This window comes from Peptoclostridium litorale DSM 5388 (assembly GCF_900141635.1).
Classification (GTDB): Bacteria; Bacillota; Clostridia; order Peptostreptococcales; family Peptostreptococcaceae; genus Peptoclostridium; species Peptoclostridium litorale.
Genome location: NZ_FSRH01000006.1, coordinates 164,164 through 184,393, shown reverse-complemented (window position 1 = coordinate 184,393; position 20,230 = coordinate 164,164). Strand labels below are relative to the sequence as shown.

The 20,230-nt window shown below is 42.5% G+C and carries 16 protein-coding genes; 11 read left to right on the top strand and 5 right to left on the bottom strand.

Going from position 1 to position 20,230, the window contains the following annotated elements:
* Positions 1-85 precede the first annotated feature (85 nt).
* Positions 86-2,056 (bottom strand): molybdopterin-dependent oxidoreductase, encoded by a 1,971-nt coding sequence (locus tag BUQ87_RS07600; protein ID WP_038264165.1) that lies wholly within the window; start codon positions 2,054-2,056, stop codon positions 86-88.
* A gap of 170 nt (positions 2,057-2,226) precedes the next feature.
* Here BUQ87_RS07600 and BUQ87_RS07595 point away from each other — a divergent pair, with 170 nt between their 5' ends.
* Positions 2,227-3,156, top strand: coding sequence for a cation diffusion facilitator family transporter (locus BUQ87_RS07595; RefSeq protein WP_242943804.1), 930 nt, complete (start codon positions 2,227-2,229; stop codon positions 3,154-3,156).
* Between the two features lie 50 nt (positions 3,157-3,206).
* On the top strand, positions 3,207-4,454 hold the full coding sequence (locus BUQ87_RS07590) for an HlyC/CorC family transporter (RefSeq protein ID WP_038264161.1): 1,248 nt from the start codon (positions 3,207-3,209) through the stop codon (positions 4,452-4,454).
* A gap of 55 nt (positions 4,455-4,509) precedes the next feature.
* On the opposite strand, the gene BUQ87_RS07585 is transcribed toward BUQ87_RS07590, so the two are convergent.
* Genes BUQ87_RS07585 through BUQ87_RS07575 form a run of 3 tightly spaced genes read right to left on the bottom strand, consistent with a single transcriptional unit; the run spans position 4,510 to position 7,448 of the window.
* A complete protein-coding gene (locus BUQ87_RS07585) occupies positions 4,510-5,646 on the bottom strand; it encodes an ABC transporter permease (RefSeq protein ID WP_330391288.1) in 1,137 nt (378 codons plus the stop codon).
* A complete protein-coding gene (locus tag BUQ87_RS07580; protein WP_038264158.1) occupies positions 5,630-6,442 on the bottom strand; it encodes an ABC transporter ATP-binding protein in 813 nt (270 codons plus the stop codon). Before BUQ87_RS07580 ends, BUQ87_RS07585 begins: the two co-directional genes overlap by 17 nt.
* Positions 6,432-7,448: an HlyD family secretion protein gene (locus BUQ87_RS07575; RefSeq protein ID WP_052636074.1), complete on the bottom strand. Its 1,017-nt coding sequence runs from the start codon at positions 7,446-7,448 to the stop codon at positions 6,432-6,434. The genes BUQ87_RS07580 and BUQ87_RS07575 overlap by 11 nt, the downstream gene beginning before the upstream one ends.
* 227 nt (positions 7,449-7,675) lie before the next feature.
* Between BUQ87_RS07575 and BUQ87_RS07570 the strand changes: the two genes are divergently transcribed.
* On the top strand, positions 7,676-7,900 hold the full coding sequence (locus BUQ87_RS07570; protein WP_038264155.1) for a hypothetical protein: 225 nt from the start codon (positions 7,676-7,678) through the stop codon (positions 7,898-7,900).
* A gap of 22 nt (positions 7,901-7,922) precedes the next feature.
* Positions 7,923-8,864: a phosphoglycerate dehydrogenase gene (locus BUQ87_RS07565; RefSeq protein ID WP_038264152.1), complete on the top strand. Its 942-nt coding sequence runs from the start codon at positions 7,923-7,925 to the stop codon at positions 8,862-8,864.
* Between the two features lie 64 nt (positions 8,865-8,928).
* On the opposite strand, the gene BUQ87_RS07560 is transcribed toward BUQ87_RS07565, so the two are convergent.
* Positions 8,929-9,837 carry a DMT family transporter gene (locus BUQ87_RS07560; RefSeq protein WP_038264149.1) on the bottom strand — a complete coding sequence of 303 codons (909 nt, stop codon included), beginning with the start codon at positions 9,835-9,837 and terminating at the stop codon, positions 8,929-8,931.
* A gap of 188 nt (positions 9,838-10,025) precedes the next feature.
* Between BUQ87_RS07560 and BUQ87_RS07555 the strand changes: the two genes are divergently transcribed.
* From BUQ87_RS07555 to BUQ87_RS07525, 7 genes are all read left to right on the top strand, one after another.
* On the top strand, positions 10,026-11,120 hold the full coding sequence (locus BUQ87_RS07555) for a YibE/F family protein (protein ID WP_038264146.1): 1,095 nt from the start codon (positions 10,026-10,028) through the stop codon (positions 11,118-11,120).
* Positions 11,121-11,194: 74 nt separating this feature from the next.
* Entirely contained in the window at positions 11,195-13,231 is a 2,037-nt protein-coding gene (ligA, locus tag BUQ87_RS07550; protein WP_038264142.1) for an NAD-dependent DNA ligase LigA, read from the top strand.
* Between the two features lie 135 nt (positions 13,232-13,366).
* Positions 13,367-15,364: an Eco57I restriction-modification methylase domain-containing protein gene (locus tag BUQ87_RS07545; protein ID WP_143182429.1), complete on the top strand. Its 1,998-nt coding sequence runs from the start codon at positions 13,367-13,369 to the stop codon at positions 15,362-15,364.
* A gap of 92 nt (positions 15,365-15,456) precedes the next feature.
* Positions 15,457-15,741 carry an Asp-tRNA(Asn)/Glu-tRNA(Gln) amidotransferase subunit GatC gene (gene gatC / locus BUQ87_RS07540; protein WP_038264139.1) on the top strand — a complete coding sequence of 95 codons (285 nt, stop codon included), beginning with the start codon at positions 15,457-15,459 and terminating at the stop codon, positions 15,739-15,741.
* Positions 15,742-15,759: 18 nt separating this feature from the next.
* Positions 15,760-17,220 carry an Asp-tRNA(Asn)/Glu-tRNA(Gln) amidotransferase subunit GatA gene (gatA, locus tag BUQ87_RS07535; RefSeq protein WP_038264136.1) on the top strand — a complete coding sequence of 487 codons (1,461 nt, stop codon included), beginning with the start codon at positions 15,760-15,762 and terminating at the stop codon, positions 17,218-17,220.
* A 12-nt stretch (positions 17,221-17,232) separates the two neighbouring features.
* Positions 17,233-18,663 (top strand): Asp-tRNA(Asn)/Glu-tRNA(Gln) amidotransferase subunit GatB, encoded by a 1,431-nt coding sequence (gene gatB, locus BUQ87_RS07530; RefSeq protein ID WP_038264133.1) that lies wholly within the window; start codon positions 17,233-17,235, stop codon positions 18,661-18,663.
* Between the two features lie 603 nt (positions 18,664-19,266).
* The gene (locus BUQ87_RS07525; protein ID WP_334292809.1) at positions 19,267-20,196 is read left to right on the top strand and encodes an ABC transporter permease; all 930 of its coding nucleotides are present in this window, start codon (positions 19,267-19,269) and stop codon (positions 20,194-20,196) included.
* Positions 20,197-20,230: the final 34 nt, after the last annotated feature.

Below are 20,230 nucleotides of genomic sequence, written 5' to 3'. Positions count from 1 at the left end.
TAATTCAATGAATGCGGCAAATTAATTACATAAGGAAAACATAAAAGAGGGCGAGTCGTCACCCTCTTTTATATTTTGGCGTCTATTAAACTTTTTTGACATCCACGAATGTTTCATAGTATGCGAGCTGCTCGCCATTTTCAGAAGAAGCTGAGCTTGTAAGAAAGTTTGGGTTTCCATGAATCTTATGCCACCCAATGTCCATAGATACAACCCCGTCAGGTATGTCGGGGCTCACCGCTATTTTTACGGTTATATGCCCGTTTTCAGAATAAATCACGGCTGTTTCGCAGTCGCTAATACCTTTGGAATCTGCGGTTTTTTGGTTTACGTATGCATGTGAGGGTGCGCTCTTGTCAAAAAAGTGCTGGCTGAAAAGTGAATTTTTAGCATGAGGCGTTATAAGCCTTAGCCCGCAGCCTTTTTCAGGAGGTATGAACTCTGGGTGAGGGCAAAGGCCTGCAATTTTCGCAGTACTTGATACAAATTCGAATTTCCCTGAAGGAGTTTTGAATTTCATATCACGCCACGGAGCCTCAGGAGGCTGTATTGTCACATGACCATTTTTAATGTCATCAAAGGTATAGCCGTATTCCTTTAGAGGCTCCACCACTTTTTCAAGGTATTCCAACTTGCCGACTAAAGGGTAGTTGTCCATGCCCATTTCCTTTGCAAGCTCCTGGAAGAAATAGTATTCGTCCATTAGAATGTCAAAAGGTTCCACGGCCTTTTGGCTGAAGCTTATGTAGGGGTTGTTCATGGAGCTGTATATTATGTCGTCGCTCTCGAGAGTATTTGTACAAGGTATGACAAGGTCGCTAAGAGCGGCCGTATCTGTCATGAACATGTCAAATGTAACTGTGAATTCAACTTTTGAAAATGCACTTTGGGCCTTTGTAAGGTCTGGAAGCTGGTTCATGGGGTTCGCCTTGCTTACCACCAGCATTTTTACGGGAGGGTCTGAAAGGCTTGTGATGGCGTGGCTGAAGTCGCGAAGCATGAACTCCCTTTCATATGCTACATGAGAAGCGCTGGCAAACGGGTCGAGCTCCAAAACGCCGGGATATACCCTGTTGGCGTAGCTAACGCCGCCGCCGCTCACTCCGACATATCCGCAAATTGCGCAGAGGCAGTCTATAGCCCTTATGGTATTTACACCGTTTTTATATTTTTGTAGCCCGTAACCCGGATAAACGGCAGCAGGCCTGGCGTTTGCAAACATAATGGCGAGATTTTCGACTTCCAAAAGGGAAAGGCCGGTGTGCGATACGAGCTCTTCAACATCAAGACCGAAAAGGTAATCCCTGTAGTTTTCAAATCCTACCGAATGATTTTGAATGAATTTCCTGTCCTCAAGGCCGTTTTTAAGCACAAATATTGTCATAGACAGTGCAAGCGCAAGGTCAGATGAAGGCTGCGCTTGTATATGGATGTCTGATCTTTTTGCGGTTTCAGACCTTATAGGATCTATTGTCACTACCTTCGCTCCGGATTTCATTGCATTTTGAACTGCGGCCATCAGGTGCACCGATGTGGAATGGGGGTTTCTTCCCCAAAGCACAACAAGGTTTGAATTCACAATGTCGTCAAGGCTGTGGCTTTTCACGTCTCCAAAGTCGCATTTTTGGGCCTGTATTCCAGCCCCCCAGCAGGTGCTTCCCTTTGACTTGGTTGTTCCGCCGTAGAAGTTGAAGAATATGTCCTCTATCGATTTGCACACGCCTCCTGCGCCAGACTGAGAAAAATGCATCACGCTCAGGCTCCCGTAATCATCCCTGCACTGGGAAAGCTTTTGGGCCATTATGTCTACAGCCTGATTAAAAGATATCTCCTTAAATCCCCTGTCTGTTTTAAGAAGTGGTGATTTTAGCCTTTTTCCGCTGTAGAGTCTTTCAAGGTGTTTTTTCCCCTTGATACATATGACCCCTTTTGTATAGGGGTGAGTTTTGTCTCCTTCTATCTTGGTTACTACGCCGTCTTCAACTGTGACGTCAAAAGAGCAGCAGTCCCAGCAGTCAAGGCTGCATGAGTGCTTTATATTCTTTTTATATCCCATTTTGGCAAACCTCCCTTTGTGCACATGGACATTATAATAAAAAATTATACCATATAAATAAAAAAATCAAATTGAGAAGAAGCATAAAAAAGAGGCTTCAAGTGGCGGCATGGACATCAAGTGATTTGAATAGAGCATTGTATTGTTGGGTATGTTTATCTCAAGAAGATATGGAGATTTGCAAAGCTGACAAATCAGAGAGAAGGGATTATAAAATGTCCAGTGAATATAATAAGATACTTCGTGTACTTTGGATAATACTGTTTGCAAATATAGCCGTCGCACTGATTAAAATTGTGGTTGGAAGGATGGTTCAAAGCACAAGCATGGTTGCTGACGGTTTTCACTCGGTTACAGACGGGGCCTCAAATGTGATAGGAATAATAGGCGTTAAGATTGCGTCAAGACCCGTTGACAAGGGACACCCATACGGACACAAGAAATTTGAGACCATGGCGGGCCTTTTCATAGCGGTGATGCTTTTTTTGATGGGCATGGAGGTGATAAAAGAGGCTTTTTGCAGGATAATAAGCCCAGTGCAGCCGAGAATAAGCACGGCAAGCCTTTTGGCGCTTTTGGCAACGTTAATTACGAATATAGCGGTTTCGAAAATTGAATACTCTCAGGGAAAAAGGCTAGGGAGCGATGTGTTAATATCTGACTCTCTTCACACAAAAAGCGATGTGTTTGTTACAATAGGAGTGCTTTCAACTCTTATTCTCATAAAAATGGGTTTTCCCCCAATTGTAGATACTTTAGCATCCTTTGTGGTTGCAGGCTTTATAATGAATGCGGCATATGGTATATTTAGAAGAGCGGGAAGTGTTTTGGTTGATAAATATGCAGTCGACGAAGAACTTATAAGATCGACAGTCATGGAGTTTGAAAGCGTCAAGGATGTACATAAAATAAGAAGCAGGGGAAGGGAGGACGACATATATGTGGATTTGCATATAATGGTTGATCCCCAGATGAGCATAGAGCAGGCCCATGAGCTTGCGCATGAAATAGAAAGAAAAATCAGAAGTGTTGTTTGCGAAAACATACAGGTTATAGCACATATTGAGCCATTTGAGGCAGAACATGAAGCTGAAGACTAAAATAAAACAGTATAGAATTTGTATAACTAACAATTGGGAGTGAGAGTGTATTGGAAATATATGATTTGTGGCAATTTATATTGCTGGCTGTCCTCATTTTTTTATCAGGATTTTTTTCGGCATCGGAAACGGCGCTGATGTCTCTTAGCAAGATAAGAGTAAGGCACATGGTCGATGAAAAGGTAAAGGGAGCCGAGCTTGTAAGCAACCTTGTCGAGAATCCAAGCAGGCTTCTTGGAGCGATACTTGTGGGCAACAACGTTGTTAATATAGGGGCATCGGCCCTGGCGACTTCGCTTTCGATAAAATACTTCGGAAGCAAAGGCGTTGGAATTGCAACCGGGGTCATGACCATACTGGTTCTGATATTCGGCGAGATAACTCCAAAATCCCTTGCGATTCAAAACGCTGAAAAAATTTCACTTAAAATAGCGAATGTCATAGCGCTGATAACGGTAATCCTCAGGCCTGCGGTTGCAGTGCTAATGTTTGTAACAAATATAATAATAAAGCTGTTTGGTGGGAAACTTGACACAGAAAGACCTTTCATAACGGAAGAAGAGCTCAAGGTGATGGTCAACGTCAGCCATGAAGAGGGCGTGCTGGAAGGCGAAGAAAAAAAGATGATATACAACGTGTTTGAATTTGGAGACACTCAGGTAAAGGAGATAATGCAGCCGAGGATAAATGTGGTTGCGGCAGACGTATCACTTTCATATGATGAACTTATAAACATATACAGAACTGAGCAGTTTTCAAGGATTCCAATATACAAGGAGAGTATAGACAACATAGTGGGAGTGCTCTACATAAAAGACCTCATATTTTATGAGTTGGGCGGGGAGAAATTTGACATATATGAATTCATAAGGGAGCCGAATTTCACATTTGAATTCAAGAAGATAACAGAGCTGTTTGCCGAGATGAGGACTAAGAGAATACCAATGTCCATAGTCCTTGACGAATACGGAGGCACTGCCGGCATTGTCACGATAGAGGACCTCGTCGAGGAGATAGTTGGAGAGATAGAAGATGAATATGACATGATTAAAGACGATATAGAAACTGTCGGAGAAAATGAATACATTGTTGGTGGCGGAGTCAAGATAGATCTTGTGAATGAGATGATTGGAATAAATATAGAGTCTGAAGAATTTGACTCTGTGGGAGGATTTATAATAGGTGAATTCGGTGAAATTCCCGAAATAGGGCGGGAGCTGGAGTATGGCAGAGTCAAATTTGTCATAGAGCAGATAAGCAAAAACAGGATAGACAAGATAAGGATAATAGTCGGATAGATTCAAAATTGAATAATATAAACTGAAAGAGGAGCCGGAAGGCTCCTTTTGCAGTTCAATCGAGCTTTTTCTTAAAGCCCATTGAAGCCGCAGCCAGAAGGAGTATTCCAAACAGAAGAAGTACTGCAACGTCGTGTAAAAGTATTGTCAGTCCGGAGCCCTTTAGTATTATGCCCCTTAGTATCCTTAGAAAGTATGTAAGGGGTATGACGTATCCGGCAAGCTGTATGGGAACGGGCATTGACTCCCTTGGAAATACGAAGCCTGAAAGCAGTACGCTCGGGAGTATGAAAAGCATTGCCATTTGCATGGCCTGGGCCTGGGTCTGGGCAACAGTGGATATAAGCATGCCTATTGCGAGAGAGCACATGACGAATATTATCCCAAGGAGCACCAGAAGAATGAGGCTGCCCTGAATGGGGACGTCAAACCAGTAGGTTCCAAATGAAAGGGCTATGAGAAAGTCTATTGTTCCTATGAATATGTATGGAACCATCTTTCCGACTATCAGCTCAACCGGCCTTATCGGGGTCACCATGAGAAGCTCCATTGTGCCCTTTTCCTTCTCACGCACCAGCGAAAATGCGGTGAGCATTACCGTTATGTTTTGCATTATGAGCCCTATCAGCCCAGGTATTGTGAATTTTGAGCTTTCAAGGTTGGGATTGTACCATACCTTTGTCCGAACGTCGAGATTACCAGCTCCCATGAGAGGGCTTATCCCATTTCCATTTGGACTTGAGATCTGGAGAGAATAATTTGTTGAAAGCAAAAATCCGCTTTGGAGAGCCGTCCTTGCAGTTGTGGGATCGACCCCGTCTATTATGAGCTGTATGCTTGAGTTTCCAAAGCCCCTTACGGTTTTGGAAAAGCCGGAAGGTATTACAAGGGCGCTTTTGACATCGCCCCGGTCAATTAGCGTTTCTATCTCACCCCTGTTTTTCACATATACTGACGGTATGAAATAGTTTGACGCTTTGAACTTGCTCACAAGTTCTCGGCTTTCAGTGCTCTTATCCATGTCGAGCACTGCCATTTTGATGTTGTCTACATCGGTGTTGACCGCATAGCCAAAAAGAAATATGAATATGATGGGCATCATAACGGCCATTATGAGGCTTGGAGGGTCACGTTTTATGTGTATGAACTCCTTTTTTATTATGGCCAAAAGCCTCCTAAATTTCATCCTCATCACCTTTCCTCTCATGGAACATGAACTTGATCTCCTCAAAAGAGGATTCGACCTTGTGCCCGGTGTCCTCCTCGACATAAGATATGAAAACGTCTTCGAGGTTTCTTGCGTCTTTTTCCAGTATGAGGTCTTTGGGGGTGCCCTTGCCTATTATCCTGCCTCTGAATACGAAAATGACCTCGTCGCAGCTTTCTGCTTCGTCCATGTAGTGGGTTGTGACAATTATTGTTATGCCTTCTTTTGAAAGGCCGTATATTATCTGCCAGAATATGCGCCTTGAAACCGGGTCTACTCCGGCTGTCGGCTCGTCAAGTATTAGCATTTTAGGCTTGTGAAGGAGAGTGCATCCCAGCGAAAGCCTCTGCTTCCATCCTCCCGAGAGGTTTCTTGCCAGCTGGGTTTCCCGTCCCTCAAGGCCTGCCATCTTTACGATCTGGCGTATCCTTTCGGCTTTTATATCTTTGTTTACACCATATATCTGGGCGTAAAAATTTATGTTTTCAAGTACAGTAAGGTCTTCATACAGGCTGAATTTTTGAGACATGTAGCCTATGTTTTCCTTTATCTTTTCAGGCTCTGAGCTTATACGGTATCCGAATATCCCGCCGTCTCCGCTTGTAGGGGTTAAAACGCCGCACAGCATCCTTATGAGGGTCGATTTCCCAGCGCCATTTGGGCCGAGAATTCCATATATGAACCCCTTTGGTATTTGAATGTCGACATTGTCAACTGCTACTATCTCTCCAAAGTGCTTTGTAAGTCCCTTGGCCCATGCCGCAATTTTACTATTCTCCATTTGCATCATCTCCCAGGTAGACATCGACAAGAGTGCCGGGCTTTAGCACGGAGTCGGGGTCTTTAATCTGCACTTTCACCTCGTAAACTATCTCCTGTTTGTTCTCTTTGGATTCTATGTTTTTGGGGGTGAACTCCCCTTCGGATGAAACATATGTGACAACTCCCTCAAATGGCTTGTCTTTTAAGAAGTCTGCCATGACTCTCACCTTTTTACCCAGTGATATATTGTGGAGGTTTTTCTCTTCGACGTATATTTTGGCCCAGGTGTTTGAAATGTCGTTTATGCTCGCTATTTTTGAAAACAGGGGTGCGTATTCCCCTTCCAAAAAATTGAGGGACTCCACTATGCCGTTTGAATTTGAGTATATGTAGCGCTTGGATATCTTGTTTTCAACGTTTTTTATGCTCCAAAGCATTGCTGAGTACTTGCCCTCGGGAATCTGGATGTCTTCTTTCGTGGGGCCATTGACCATTAGCTCCAGCTGCTTTGAAAGGTATTCGCGCTGACCGCTTGCACTGTCCAGGTCTGACTTTGACATGTCAAGGGCTGTCCTGGCGTCGTCGAGCATCTGCTTTGAGGCTGCTCCGTTTTCATAAAGCTCTGCAGTCCTGTTGTAGTTTTCGAGTATGTTTTCATAGCTGGCGGTTTTGGAGCTTATTATTGAATCTTGCTGGCCAATCTGTATTCTTACCTTGTCTATTTCCTCTGATCTGAATCCGCTTTTAGCCTTTTCAAGCGTGGATTTTGATGAGCCAAGCTCGGACTGTAGCCTTGAGAGCTCTATTTCAAGCTCTGTAACGTCTATGAGCGCAATTTTGCCGCCTTTTGGGACGGAGTCGCCCTCGTGCACATACAGCTTTTTTATAATTCCTCCCACCTCGCTAGAGACGTCATACCTGTCGCTTTCAACCGTGCCGGTGTAGTAAGTGGATTCTTCCCTGGTGCATGCTGTAAGAATTAGAGAAAACACTATTAAAGCTATAAAAAGCTTCATTTTTTTCATTTATATCAGTCCTCCAATATGTCTTGAAAAAATATTTGGACAGTGGTGCTTATGACCTGTGCGAACTGTGAATGTTGAAAAGCTTATACAGGGGTTTTATTTGGAGTATATACCCTTTGATTTACTTGAGTCAACAGTAATTAAAAGTTGTGGAATATGGCGAAAGCTGATACCATATACATAAGAAATTTGGAATGATAAAATTAAAATCGAAGGGAGTTTTTTAAATGGAAGATATAAATCTGAATCCCGCACCGATACAAAGGAATGAATTTGACGTTGCGGTAGAGCTTACTATGTACGTTGCAAGAGCCACAAGGCTTGGAAAGCAAAAGGACATACAGGATGTATTTTTAAGTTTTTATTCTCTGGCAAAGGTTCTTGACGAGACTGACCCTAAAAAGCTTATGAAGTATATACCGGAAGACCTGAGGGAGACTATAGAAGGTTAAGGCATGTTAAGGAGAGTAATTTATGAAGGTGCTATTTACATACGACTATGGCAAGGAAAAAATGGACAAGGTAAAAGCGCTTGGATATGAAATCGTCTATTCTCACGAGAGGGCTGTTGAAAACGGGCCTGAAATTGACGGCATAGATGTGCTTGTGTGCTATAATCCGTTTGAGAATCTGGACATCCGAAAGATGAAAAAACTCAAATGGATACAGATTTCGAGCATAGGAATAGACCAGGCTCCCCTTGAATATGTGGCTCAGCATGGCATAAAGATCACAAACAATCGTGGTGGATACAGCATACCCATGGGTGAGTGGATAGTCCTTAAGGCGCTTGAGATATACAAGCAGAGCTATAGTTTCTATGAAAACCAGAAGGATAAAAAGTGGAAAATAAACAGAGATGTACTTGAAATCCATGGAAAGACAGTGGGATTTTTAGGCACCGGAAGCATTGCAGTTGAGGCGGCAAAGCGGTTTTCAGGCTTTGGAGTCAGAGTGATAGGACTAAACCGTGACGGAAGGGACATAGAGCATTTCGACTGCTGTATGCCATTGGATAGGATAGATGAGTTTGCAGGCCTTTGCGATGTACTGGTGCTCTCGCTTCCATACACCAAAGACACTCACCACATTGTGGATGAAACTCTCATATCAAATATGAAGGATGACTGCGCCCTGATAAACATATCAAGAGGGAGCATAATAGACGAGCAGGCGCTTGTAAAAGCCCTTGAAGACGGAAAATTCATGGGAGTAGCGCTCGATGTGTTCGAGCAGGAGCCTCTTGAGGAAGCTTGCCCTCTTTGGGATATGAAAAGGCTGATAGTGACACCTCACAACTCGTGGATGTCACAGATGAGGAATGAAAGAAGATTCGATATGATACTAGAAAACCTCAGAAGATATATAGACGGGGAAAAGCTCATAAACGAGGTTGACCCGAAAAAGGGATATTAAAGCCTATGTGGACAATAAAAAGCCCTCTTTGTCAGTTGATAAAGAGGGCTTTTGCACGGTTATTTCAACTTGCTTTTTTGAATCTGCCGGATGCTTTCGAAGGCTTTTTGAAAAGCGAAGCCATTTTGACCTCTGAAACTATCATTCCGAAGAATATGAGTGCGCATCCGAAAACACCTTTTGGAGACAGGACTTCTCCGAGTATCATATACGAAAACATAGCAGAAAACACGGGTTCTCCAAGATATATGAGAGCCGCCCTTGTAGGCGTGGTGTGCTTTTGCATTGTATTTTGAATTGTAAACGCCACCGCAGTCGCAAGTACGGCGGTCAGCAGTATGGATGTCCAAACGGGAGCGCCTGTTGGAATCTGGGGATTTTCAAATATTAAGGCGAATACGGCTGAAAGTACGGCAACCACGCCAATTTGTATTATCGACAGATTTATGGAATCTGAAAAGGTTGAATAGTGGCTTATGGCTATTATCTGAAGCGCATATCCGAATGTGGATACGAAAACTATTATGTCCCCTGTGCTTACCGAAAGCTCTCCTCCGCTTCCCATGGTAAGAAACACTATGCCTGTTATTGCAAACACTATGCCTATAAGACTTTCTTTTCTAGGCGGCTTTTTAAACAGCAGTGTGCTTATAAGCGGAACCAGAAGAACAGTGAATCCGGTTATAAATCCAGCTTTTGAAGGGGTGGTATAGTAAATTCCAAGAGTCTGGGTCGCAAATGCGAAAAACATTATAAGGCCTATTATGAGTCCGTTTTTAAGCGTGTTTTTGTCGAGTCTTGAAAGGTTTTTCCAAAATATCAGCGCCAGTATTGCAGAGGCTATGAAAAACCTCACGGCAAGAAAGCTGAATGTCTCCATGGACTGAAGAGCTATCTTGCAGAGCACGAATGTGGAGCCCCAAATTATTGTGACGATAAGCAGAGATATGTCTGCTAGAACATGTTTTTTCATGAATGTCCTCCGATAATCTATTATGTATTTTTGAGAAAAAGAGTGAATCTGATTAATATATATGCCACAATCTATCCTCGAAAGGACTTTGATTTTTGCAAATAAAAAGACATAGTAATATAATATAGCTACAACATACTTATGATATATTAATACATGGCATAAGACAATGACTTTGGGAGGAATTTATGAAGATACGTATTATATTTTTTATAATATTTATGACTTTTGCATCATTTTTAACATCGTTTGCAGACGATGAGGATATGCAGACCGAAAAGGCGAGGGTTTTAAGCGTTCAGGAGGAGCAGGTCGAGGGCGAGTTCGCAGTGAACTCCATACAGCACGTAAAACTTGAGATAATCTCGGGACAGTACAAGGGAAAGATAGTTGAAAGTGACAACATACTCGAAGGTGACAGCGTATACGACATACCTGTAAAAGAGGGGGAAAAGGTAGTGGTCGTGGTGCTTGAAGAAGACGGACAGGTGGTCGCACACATTGCGGACTATGCAAGGGACAGCTACATACTCTATCTTTGCATAGGGTTTGCCGCAGTGCTCATACTTATAGGAAGGCTTCAGGGTATAAAGACAATAGCGACGCTTTCAATCACAATATTTGCGGTGTTCAAGATAATGCTGCCAATGATACTCAGCGGCCACAGTCCGGTAACTGTTGCCGTTATGGTGGCGGTAGGGGTCACTGCCGTTACAATACTCATAATATCGGGATTCACCAAAAAAAGCCTTGCAGCAGCCGTAGGAACATCGCTTGGTGTCATAATAGCGGGAGGCCTGGCGTTTCTGGTGGGAAGTGGCGTAAAGCTTACGGGGCTTTCAAGTGAAGAGGCGGTAATGCTTCTTTACATACCGCAGGGAATCCAGTTCCAGTTCAAGGACCTTCTCTTTGCGGGGATAATACTGGGGGCGCTGGGAGCTGTAATGGACGTGAGCGTTTCGATAGCATCCGCAATCGAGGAGATATACAAGGCTAACAGAAGCCTTTCTCAAAAGGAGCTTTTCATTTCAGGGATGAATATAGGAAAGGACATGATGGGAACCATGTCGAACACACTCATACTGGCATATACGGGAAGCTCCATACCTCTTCTTCTGCTTTTTATGGCCTACGAGACTTCCATAATAAAAATAGTCAATCTTGACATAATAGCAACCGAGATAGTGAGGTCACTTTCGGGAAGCATAGGCCTCATACTCACAATACCGATAACGGCTGCAGTCTCAGCATTTCTTGCCAAAAGGGGACATGGCGAAGGCTAAAATTCATATGCGGCAGGGCCCACAATATACTATAATATAATGTGGGCTATTATTTTTTGAAAGGCAGGTCAACTATGAATACAGGTGAAACAGTAAAGAAAAGAATAGATGAACTTGTGGAGCTCATAAGCTACCACAATGAAAAATATTATGTTCAGGACAGTCCTGAAATTTCAGACTATGAATACGACATTCTCATGAAGGAACTCATTGACATTGAAAACAGCCATCCCGAGCTTAAAAGGGCTGACTCTCCGTCTCAAAGGGTCGGCGGAAGGCCGCTTGACAAGTTTGAAAAGGTTGTCCATTCAAACCCAATGCTTTCACTTTCGAATGCATTTTCAGAAGGCGATCTATTGGATTTTGACAATAGGGTCAGATCATCTCTTGAAGAAGATGTCCAGTACTATGTGGAGTTCAAGATAGACGGGCTTTCAGTGGGGCTTACATATGAGGATGGAATATTCAGTGTTGGAGCAACAAGGGGGGACGGAGTCACTGGCGAAAACATAACCGAGAACCTAAAGACGGTAAGGAGCATACCGCTAAGGCTCAAAGAGAGCATGGACTTAAAGGTCAGGGGAGAGGTTTTCATACCAAAGGACAAGTTTGAAGAGCTTAACGACATTCAGGAGGAAAACGGCCTCCAGATGTTTGCAAACCCTAGAAATGCAGCTGCAGGCTCGCTTAGGCAGCTAGACCCTTCGGTTACTGCAAAAAGGCCTCTCGACATATTTGTATTCAATTTGGAGAGCGCTGACCACAGGGAATTCAAGACACACGGCGAAACAATAGATTACATGAAAACGCTCGGAATAAAGGTTAACGGCGACAACAGGCTCTGCGAAGACATGAGTCAGGTAATAGAGCACATACACTATTGGAGAGAGCACAGGGATTCTCTTCCTTACGAAATAGACGGAATGGTAATAAAGGTCAACAATCTTGAGCAAAGGGATGTGCTTGGAAACACTTCGAAGAGCCCGAGATGGGCAATAGCGTACAAGTTCCCTGCAGAGCAGCAAAAGACAAGGCTCAATTCAATAACAGTGCAGGTTGGAAGGACGGGCACCATAACACCAACGGCGGAACTTGAGCCTGTCAGGATTGCAGGATCTACAGTGTCAAGGGCCACACTACACAACGAGGACTATATAAGGGAAAAGGACATAAGAATAGGCGACATGGTGATAATACAAAAGGCCGGAGATGTAATACCGGAGGTCGTAAGGGTTGTAAAGGAGGAGCGATCTGGCGAGGAAGTGGAGTTTAAAATGCCTGACAAGTGCCCTGCCTGTGGCTATGAGACCATGAGAGTCGAAGGCGAATCTGCGCTAAAGTGCACCAACATATCATGTCCGGCTCAGATAAGAAGGGGAATAATACATTTTGTATCGAGAAACGCCATGAACATAGACGGGCTCGGGGAGTCCATAGTGACCCTTCTTTTGAAAAACGATATTATAAAGGACATCGCAGACCTGTACAGTCTCAATAAAGACGAGCTTGTACAGCTTGAGAGGATGGGCGAAAAGTCCGCCCGAAACCTCATAGACGCAATTGAGGCTTCAAAGGGCAACGACCTTGACAGACTCGTGTTCGGGCTTGGTATAAAATTCATAGGTGCAAAGGCTGCAAAGATTCTGGCGAAGAATTTTGAAAGCCTTGATGATATAATGGCTGCGGATTTTGAAATGCTATCATCCTTGGACGAATTCGGCCCTAAAATGGCCGAAAGTACTGTTGAATACTTTAAGAATGAAAAGAACCAAAACCTCGTCCAAAAGATAAAAGCGGCGGGTGTTAACACGATCAGCCTCAGCGCAGGCAAAAGCAGTGGGAATCCGATATTCGAGGGCATGAAGATAGTCCTTACGGGAAAACTTTCATCGATGACCAGAGACGATGCCAAAGTCGAGATAGAAAGCAGGGGTGGAAAGGCCACTTCAAGCGTGAGCAAAAAGACAGATTTTGTGCTTGCGGGAGAAGATGCGGGCTCAAAGCTTGACAAGGCGATATCACTGGGAGTCAAGGTTGTCGGCGAAGATGCATTCAATGAGTTTTTGAGGCTTGAATCAAAGGAAGAAGTGGTTGAAAAGCTGGGTCTGTAAGGGATTAGAGTAGAGTTTGAAAGTGTGATTCAGAGGGGATATGTACTGATAAAAGGATTTGGCGCATGCAGATTTAATGACCTGCATGTGCCCAGGTCTTGGCTTTATACTTTAAATTCAGGTGTGGTGATATGCATGGATATTGTAAAAAGGTATATTGATTTTTACGAAAATTGCAAAAACGCAGAAAGATTGTCTTCAGTCAAGGCCCTTGAAAAAACTGTGGGGATGTTCAAAAGTGAAATTCACTCTATGAAAGTCCCCCAAAAATACGAAGGAGACAGTTCGCTAATGCTTTCTGAGCTGTTTGAGGGTATTCTTTCAAAAACGGACAAGTCGAGCAAGGGGGTTTTTTACACTGACGAGCTTCTTTCAAAATATATGGCTGAAAAGGCAATAAGCATGTATTTTGAAGACTGTGAAAATAATCAAATGGTGAAAAAGTTAAAAAATATCAGGATACTCGACCCTTCATGCGGGTGCGGCGCATTTGTCGTGGCTTGCTTTCGAAAGCTTGTTCAGCTGAATATGGACATGTATCCGCAGTCCGAGTATGAAGAGATTTGCAGATACGTACTTGAAAAAAACATATATGCCGTAGATGTGGATCAAAGGGCGCTTTACATATGCAAGGAGAGGCTCTCCATAATAACGGGGATTGAAGGACTAAAGCTCAATTTTTACAATGAGGACTTCATCACAGATTTTGAGAAGAAAAATTTTGACATAATAATAGGAAACCCTCCTTACATAGGAGAAAAGGGGAACAAGGAGATATTTGAAATTGCGAGGGAAAATGAGTTTGGAAAGCTCTACTATGAGAAGGGAATGGATTATTTCTATTATTTCATAGAAAAGGCCGCCGACATATCGAGGAAACAAGGGCTCATATGTTTTATAACTACGAATTACTGGACAGGCGCTGACTATTCTAAAAAGCTGAGAAGCAAGATAAGCGAAAACTGCACTTTTAGATGGGTCGCGGATTTTAACGACTTCAAGGTTTTCCCCCAGGCAACAGGGCAGCACAATATGATATTCATACTTCAAAAAAGCGGCTCGAATATAGAGTTTTGCTATGAAAAACTCGAATTTTCAAGGGGAAAGCTTTCAAATGCTTTAGTGGCCCTTGAATGCAAGGAAGAGGGGCTTGTAAGCAGCAGCATATGCAAGACGTCTGAAGTGTTCGACAAAAATGGAAGAATACTCTTTATGGACTCTGTTACAAAGAGGATAACGGACAAAATACTAATGAGGAGCGACTGCCTTCTGGGAGAGGTTTCAAGCATAAACCAGGGGATAGTCTCGGGTGCCGACAGGGCAACTGCAAGAAATTTGAAGCACATAAACGAAAAAGACATGGATGGAATAAGAGAGAAAGACGGCATATTCATATTGCGTGAATCAGAGCTTTTCAAGGTGGGAGTGCAGGACCCTTTGGGAGAGCATCCCGTAATAAAACCGTTTTACAAGTCTACAAATGTCAAAAGGTATTATACAGACGACTACAGCAAAATGAATTCAGGTGAAAGCGCAGAGGAAGAATCATGCGAAAACCTGTACATATTATATATAGACAAACACACCGACATGGAAAAATATCCCGAAATAATATCACATCTAGAAAAATTCAAACCAATACTCGAAAAAAGAAGAGAAGCCCAAAATGGAATAATACCGTGGTACAGCCTCCACTGGCCCAGAAAGAGGGACGTGTTCGAAGGGGAGAAGATAGTGGTACCCCAAAGGGCAAGATACCCTGTGTTCGGATACAACAGCTGCCCATGGTATGCAAGCGCCGACATATACTATATCACAAGGTTTAATATAAGCCCGCTTTATATACTTGGGATATTGAATAGCAAGCTTTCACACTACTGGCTTTACAACAGAGGAAAGAGAAAGGGTGAATACCTGGAGCTTTATCAAAAGCCTCTGTCGAGATTTCCCATAAAAACGGCAACGGAAAAAGACCAGCACCGCGTGGAGGAGATCGTAAGAAAACTTGTGGAAATGACTGAGATGCAAGGCGGCAGCGGTGAATATCAAAGTCTTCAAAGGGATATTGACAGCATGATTTATTATATATACGGCATGACAAATGAAGAGATTGAATGCATTGAAAAGGCTTGATGCAGATTATTTTCCTGCCAAGCTGGATTATTTAGTGTAAAAAAGGTATAATTTTGATTGTCAAGTTTAATATATTGAAGGGAGTGAAATGAATGATAGATAGAGAAAAGATACTCCATATAGCGCATCTTGCCAGACTGGAGCTTACAGAAGAGGAAATAAGCGACTATATGACAAAGCTTAATGACATACTTTCATATGTGGAAAGACTTCAAAGCGTGGACACTGAAAACACAGACATAACTTATAATCCAAACGGAAGCTACAACGCATTCAGAAACGACGAAGTAAGGCCTTCGCTTGAGAGGGAAAGCGTGCTTCAAAATGCGCCAGACAGTGAAATGGGATGCTTCAAGGTTCCAAAGGTGCTAGACTAGAAGGGAAGGTGAGAGAAGTTGAATCTAAGTAAAATGAGTTTGAAAGAGATTTCAAGAATGCTAAAGGACAAGGAAATAAGCTCTTATGAGATTACAAAGGCTTCAATCGATAGAATAGGAAAGACAGAGCCTAAGCTGGATGCATTTTTGACACTGACTGCTGAAAGCGCTCTTGAAAAGGCAAAAATGGTTGACGAAAAGAGAGCAAAGGGAGAGGCCCTTTCAGACATAGCGGGAGTTCCAATGTCTATAAAGGACAATATATGTACGAAAGGCATAAACACTACATGTGCATCAAAAATACTTAAGGACTTCGTGCCTCCTTACAACGCCACAGTTGTTGACATGCTAAACGCCGCCGATGCGGTACTTGTAGGAAAGACAAACCTTGACGAGTTCGCAATGGGCGGATCCACTGAAAATTCTGCGTTCAAGATAACAAAAAACCCTTGGGACACAACCAGGGTTCCTGGAGGATCATCTGGAGGGTCTGCTGTTTCAGTGGCTTCAGGACAGGTGTTTTACTCGCTTGGATCTGACACTGGAGGATCTGTAAGGCAGCCGGCGTCTTTCAACGGAATAGTTGGACTGAAGCCTACATACGGAAGGGTTTCAAGATACGGACTTGTCGCGTTTGCATCTTCTCTTGACCAGGTAGGAATATTCACAAGGGACACTGAGGACTGTGCAATGGTTCTTTCTCACATAGCGGGAAAGGACAAAATGGACGGAACTAGTGTTGACGCTCCTGTGGCAGACTACGCCATTGAGGTTCAAAAGGACTCAAAGGGAATGAAAGTTGGAGTTCCTAAAGAGCTTCTTGGAGAGGGAATAGACCCTGTGATAAGACAGTCGATCATTGACTCTGTTCAAAAGCTTGAGCAGGCTGGTATTCAGTGGGAAGAAATATCAATGCCTCACCTTACTCACAATGTCGAAACTTACTATATAATAGCGCCTAGTGAGGCAAGCTCAAACCTTGCAAGATATGACGGAATAAAATACGGCTACAGGACAGGAGACTTCGAAACTCTTGAGCAGCTTTACAAGAGGACAAGAAGCGAAGGCTTCGGACCAGAGGTCAAAAGAAGGATAATGATGGGAACGTATACGCTAAGCGCCGGATACTACGACGCATACTACAAAAAGGCGCTTCAGGTCAGAACACTTATAAAGAACGACTTCATGGACGCTTTTTCAAAATACGACGCAATAATAACGCCTACGGTTCCAAACACGGCGTTTAAGATAGGCGAGAAGATAAACGATCCGCTTTCAATGTATCTTGAGGACCTTTGCACAATACCTGTCAACATGGCTGGACTTCCTGCGGTTTCAATTCCATGCGGATTTGATTCAAATGGAATGCCTATAGGAATGCAGATAATAGGAAAGCATTTCGACGAGGCCAAGATACTCAGAATAGCAAGGGCTTTTGAGAACATTACAGACTATAAAGACAAAAGAGCAGAAATATAGGAGGTGAAATGATTGAAATATAATACACTTATAGGACTTGAAATACACTGCGAGCTTTCGACAAACACTAAGATATTCTGTGGCTGCAAGAACGAGTTCGGCGCTGACGTGAACACTCACTGCTGCCCGGTATGCCTTGGACTTCCAGGAGCGCTGCCTGTGCTGAATGAAAAGGTTCTTGAATTTGCTGCAATGGCGGGACTTGCGTTCAACTGCGACATAGCGATGAATTCGAAAATGGACAGGAAAAACTACTTCTATCCCGACCTTCCAAAGGCGTATCAGATATCGCAATACGACATACCTCTTTGCAGCGACGGATACATTGAGATAAAAGACGAGGAAGGCGACTCAAAGAAGATAAGGATACAAAGGATACACATAGAAGAGGATACCGGAAAATCGCTTCACGATGTTGAAGGAGACACCCTTCTTGACTACAACAGATGCGGAGTTCCTCTTATAGAAATAGTTACTTACCCTGACATGAGCTCTCCTGTAGAGGCCATGAACTTCCTTGAAAAGCTTAAGGAGACACTTCTTTTCACTGAGGTTTCGGACGTTAAGATGGAGCAGGGCTCACTTAGATGCGACGTCAATGTCAATGTCGTGAGAGAAGACGGGGTAAGATCCAAAATAGTCGAGGTCAAAAACCTGAACTCTTTCAAGGCAGCACTCAAGGCCCTTGAATACGAGGAAAAAAGACACAGGGAGCTTCTTGAAAAGGGAGAGGACTCTAAAAAGGAAACTAGAAGATGGGATGACGTCAAGAACGTTACAATATCTATGAGAAGCAAGGAGTCTGTAGACGACTACAGATATTTCCCAGAGCCTGATGTTGTAGACATAAAGCTTGACGATGCTTTCATGGACAGGGTAAAGGATATGCTTCCTGAGCTTCCAGATACAAAGAGGGAAAGATTCATAAGCACATACGACATACCTGAATACGATGCCAAGGTTCTTACTTCTTCAAAGGAGATAGCTAGCTATTTTGAAGATGTTATGAAGCTTATAGACAACTCTAAGCTTGTGAGCAACTGGATAATGACAGAGCTTTTGAGAAGGGTCAATGACGAAGGAATCGAGCTTGACGAGCTTAAGTTTGCAAAAGATGATTTTGCAAAGCTTCTGGAGTTTATATCTTCAGGAAAGATAAACAACAGTGCCGGAAAGAAAGTATTCAGAGAAATGTTTGAGACCGGCAAAAAAGCGGAAGAAATAATAAAGGAAAAAGGGCTTGTTCAGGTTCAAGACGAGGGAGAGATAAAGAAAATAGTTGAAGAAATTGTAAATGCAAACCCTCAGTCTATAGAGGACTACAAGAACGGAAAAGACAGAGCTTTCGGATTCCTTGTGGGTCAGGTTATGAAGGCCAGCAAGGGAAAGGCTAACCCTCAAATTGTAAACAAGCTGCTTAAGGAAATAATAGAGAGCAAATAGATATATACATCATATTAAATATTGGAACCATCCAGGAAGATTATAACAGTTCTTTCTGGATGGTTTTTTTATGCATTTATTGGATGAATAGGTAAAATAAGTTGCTGTTTTACTGTTTGATTTAAATACAAGAGGTTTTTATGGAATGAATCGATAAAAAACATGTACAAAAAATTTTATTTTTATATTAAAAACAGAAACATTTTATGAAAGATACAAGTTAAATTTTATGTACAATTGTTTTGTGTGGGTATACAAATAAAGTATTTTGAATGATAGAAAGACAAAAAATTCATAATGTGTATATGAAATGTACACGAAAAGGATTATATTGTAAAATTTTATGTATGGTTTTTTTTATATATATTGCATTAAAGCCGCTGGCATAAAAAATAGGAGGGTATTGAATTTAGATTAAATTTTAGATAAAATATTAGTGTGATGCAATAATATTTTTATATGTTTCAAATTTTTGAAACTTATACAGGTATATTATTCATATTCAATATTGGATTCATGAAAAATATGTCTTGTAATTGTATGGGGGGACAACCTTGTACTTTAAATTTTGTCATTATGCAAGTATAAAAACACAAGAAGGAGATGTTTCAGTTGGGTAGATTTATTCTTAGCAGGCTAGTATCCATGGTTGTTACAATTTTTCTGATAATAACCATAACGTTTTTTTTAATGCATGCAATACCGGGAGGGCCTTTTGCAAGTGAAAAGAAACTTCCAGAGGCAATAGAAAAGGCTCTTAATGAAAAGTACCATCTGGATGACCCTCTTCACAAACAGTATGTGGATTATCTCAAAGGTGTAGCAGTAGGTGATTTCGGACCTTCATTTAAGCTGAAGGGACAGAATGTAAGCGATATAATAGCGCAAAGATTCCCGGTATCGGCACAGCTTGGAGGAATAGCAATATTCCTGATACTTATTGCGGGAATACCTCTTGGGGTTGTGGCAGCATTGAAGCAGGGAACTTGGGTGGACAACATGGTAATGTTTCTGGCCATAATTGGAGTCACCATACCGAGCTTTGTAATAGCCACGGTTATGATATACACATTCAGTGTAAAGCTGGGATGGCTTCCTCCGGCAAGATGGGGAGAGTTTGACCAGATGATAATGCCGAGCATTGCGCTTGCGGCATATGCAATGGCGTTTGTTGCAAGACTTACGCGTTCAAGTATGCTTGAAGTCATATCGCAGGACTATATAAGGACTGCAAGGGCTAAAGGACTTACTGAAAAGGTTGTGGTTTTCAAACACGCACTTAAAAATGCACTAATACCTATAGTTACGTATATAGGGCCTCTTTCTGCAGGTATAATGACGGGATCTTTCGTAATAGAGAAGATATTTGCAGTGCCTGGCCTTGGAAGGTTCTTTGTTGACAGCATAACCAGCAGGGATTACACGGTAATAATGGGAGTTACAATATTCTATGCGACTTTCCTTGTTATAATGATACTTGTTGTGGACATACTTTATGCTTTCATAGATCCTAGGATAAAGCTCGATCAATAGGAATGACAATATTTTTTAAGGGGTGTTAAAACGA

What these genes read in the sequence shown, in the direction of transcription:
- BUQ87_RS07600 (WP_038264165.1), bottom strand. Translation starts at nt 2,056, where the DNA reads ATGGGATATAAAAAGAATATAAAGCACTCATGCAGCCTTGACTGCTGG.
- BUQ87_RS07595 (WP_242943804.1), top strand. Translation starts at nt 2,227, where the DNA reads ATGGAGATTTGCAAAGCTGACAAATCAGAGAGAAGGGATTATAAAATG.
- BUQ87_RS07585 (WP_330391288.1), bottom strand. Translation starts at nt 5,646, where the DNA reads ATGAGGATGAAATTTAGGAGGCTTTTGGCCATAATAAAAAAGGAGTTC.
- BUQ87_RS07580 (WP_038264158.1), bottom strand. Translation starts at nt 6,442, where the DNA reads ATGGAGAATAGTAAAATTGCGGCATGGGCCAAGGGACTTACAAAGCAC.
- BUQ87_RS07575 (WP_052636074.1), bottom strand. Translation starts at nt 7,448, where the DNA reads ATGAAAAAAATGAAGCTTTTTATAGCTTTAATAGTGTTTTCTCTAATT.
- BUQ87_RS07570 (WP_038264155.1), top strand. Translation starts at nt 7,676, where the DNA reads ATGGAAGATATAAATCTGAATCCCGCACCGATACAAAGGAATGAATTT.
- BUQ87_RS07565 (WP_038264152.1), top strand. Translation starts at nt 7,923, where the DNA reads ATGAAGGTGCTATTTACATACGACTATGGCAAGGAAAAAATGGACAAG.
- BUQ87_RS07560 (WP_038264149.1), bottom strand. Translation starts at nt 9,837, where the DNA reads ATGAAAAAACATGTTCTAGCAGACATATCTCTGCTTATCGTCACAATA.
- BUQ87_RS07555 (WP_038264146.1), top strand. Translation starts at nt 10,026, where the DNA reads ATGAAGATACGTATTATATTTTTTATAATATTTATGACTTTTGCATCA.
- ligA (WP_038264142.1), top strand. Translation starts at nt 11,195, where the DNA reads ATGAATACAGGTGAAACAGTAAAGAAAAGAATAGATGAACTTGTGGAG.
- BUQ87_RS07545 (WP_143182429.1), top strand. Translation starts at nt 13,367, where the DNA reads ATGGATATTGTAAAAAGGTATATTGATTTTTACGAAAATTGCAAAAAC.
- gatC (WP_038264139.1), top strand. Translation starts at nt 15,457, where the DNA reads ATGATAGATAGAGAAAAGATACTCCATATAGCGCATCTTGCCAGACTG.
- BUQ87_RS07525 (WP_334292809.1), top strand. Translation starts at nt 19,267, where the DNA reads ATGTTTCAGTTGGGTAGATTTATTCTTAGCAGGCTAGTATCCATGGTT.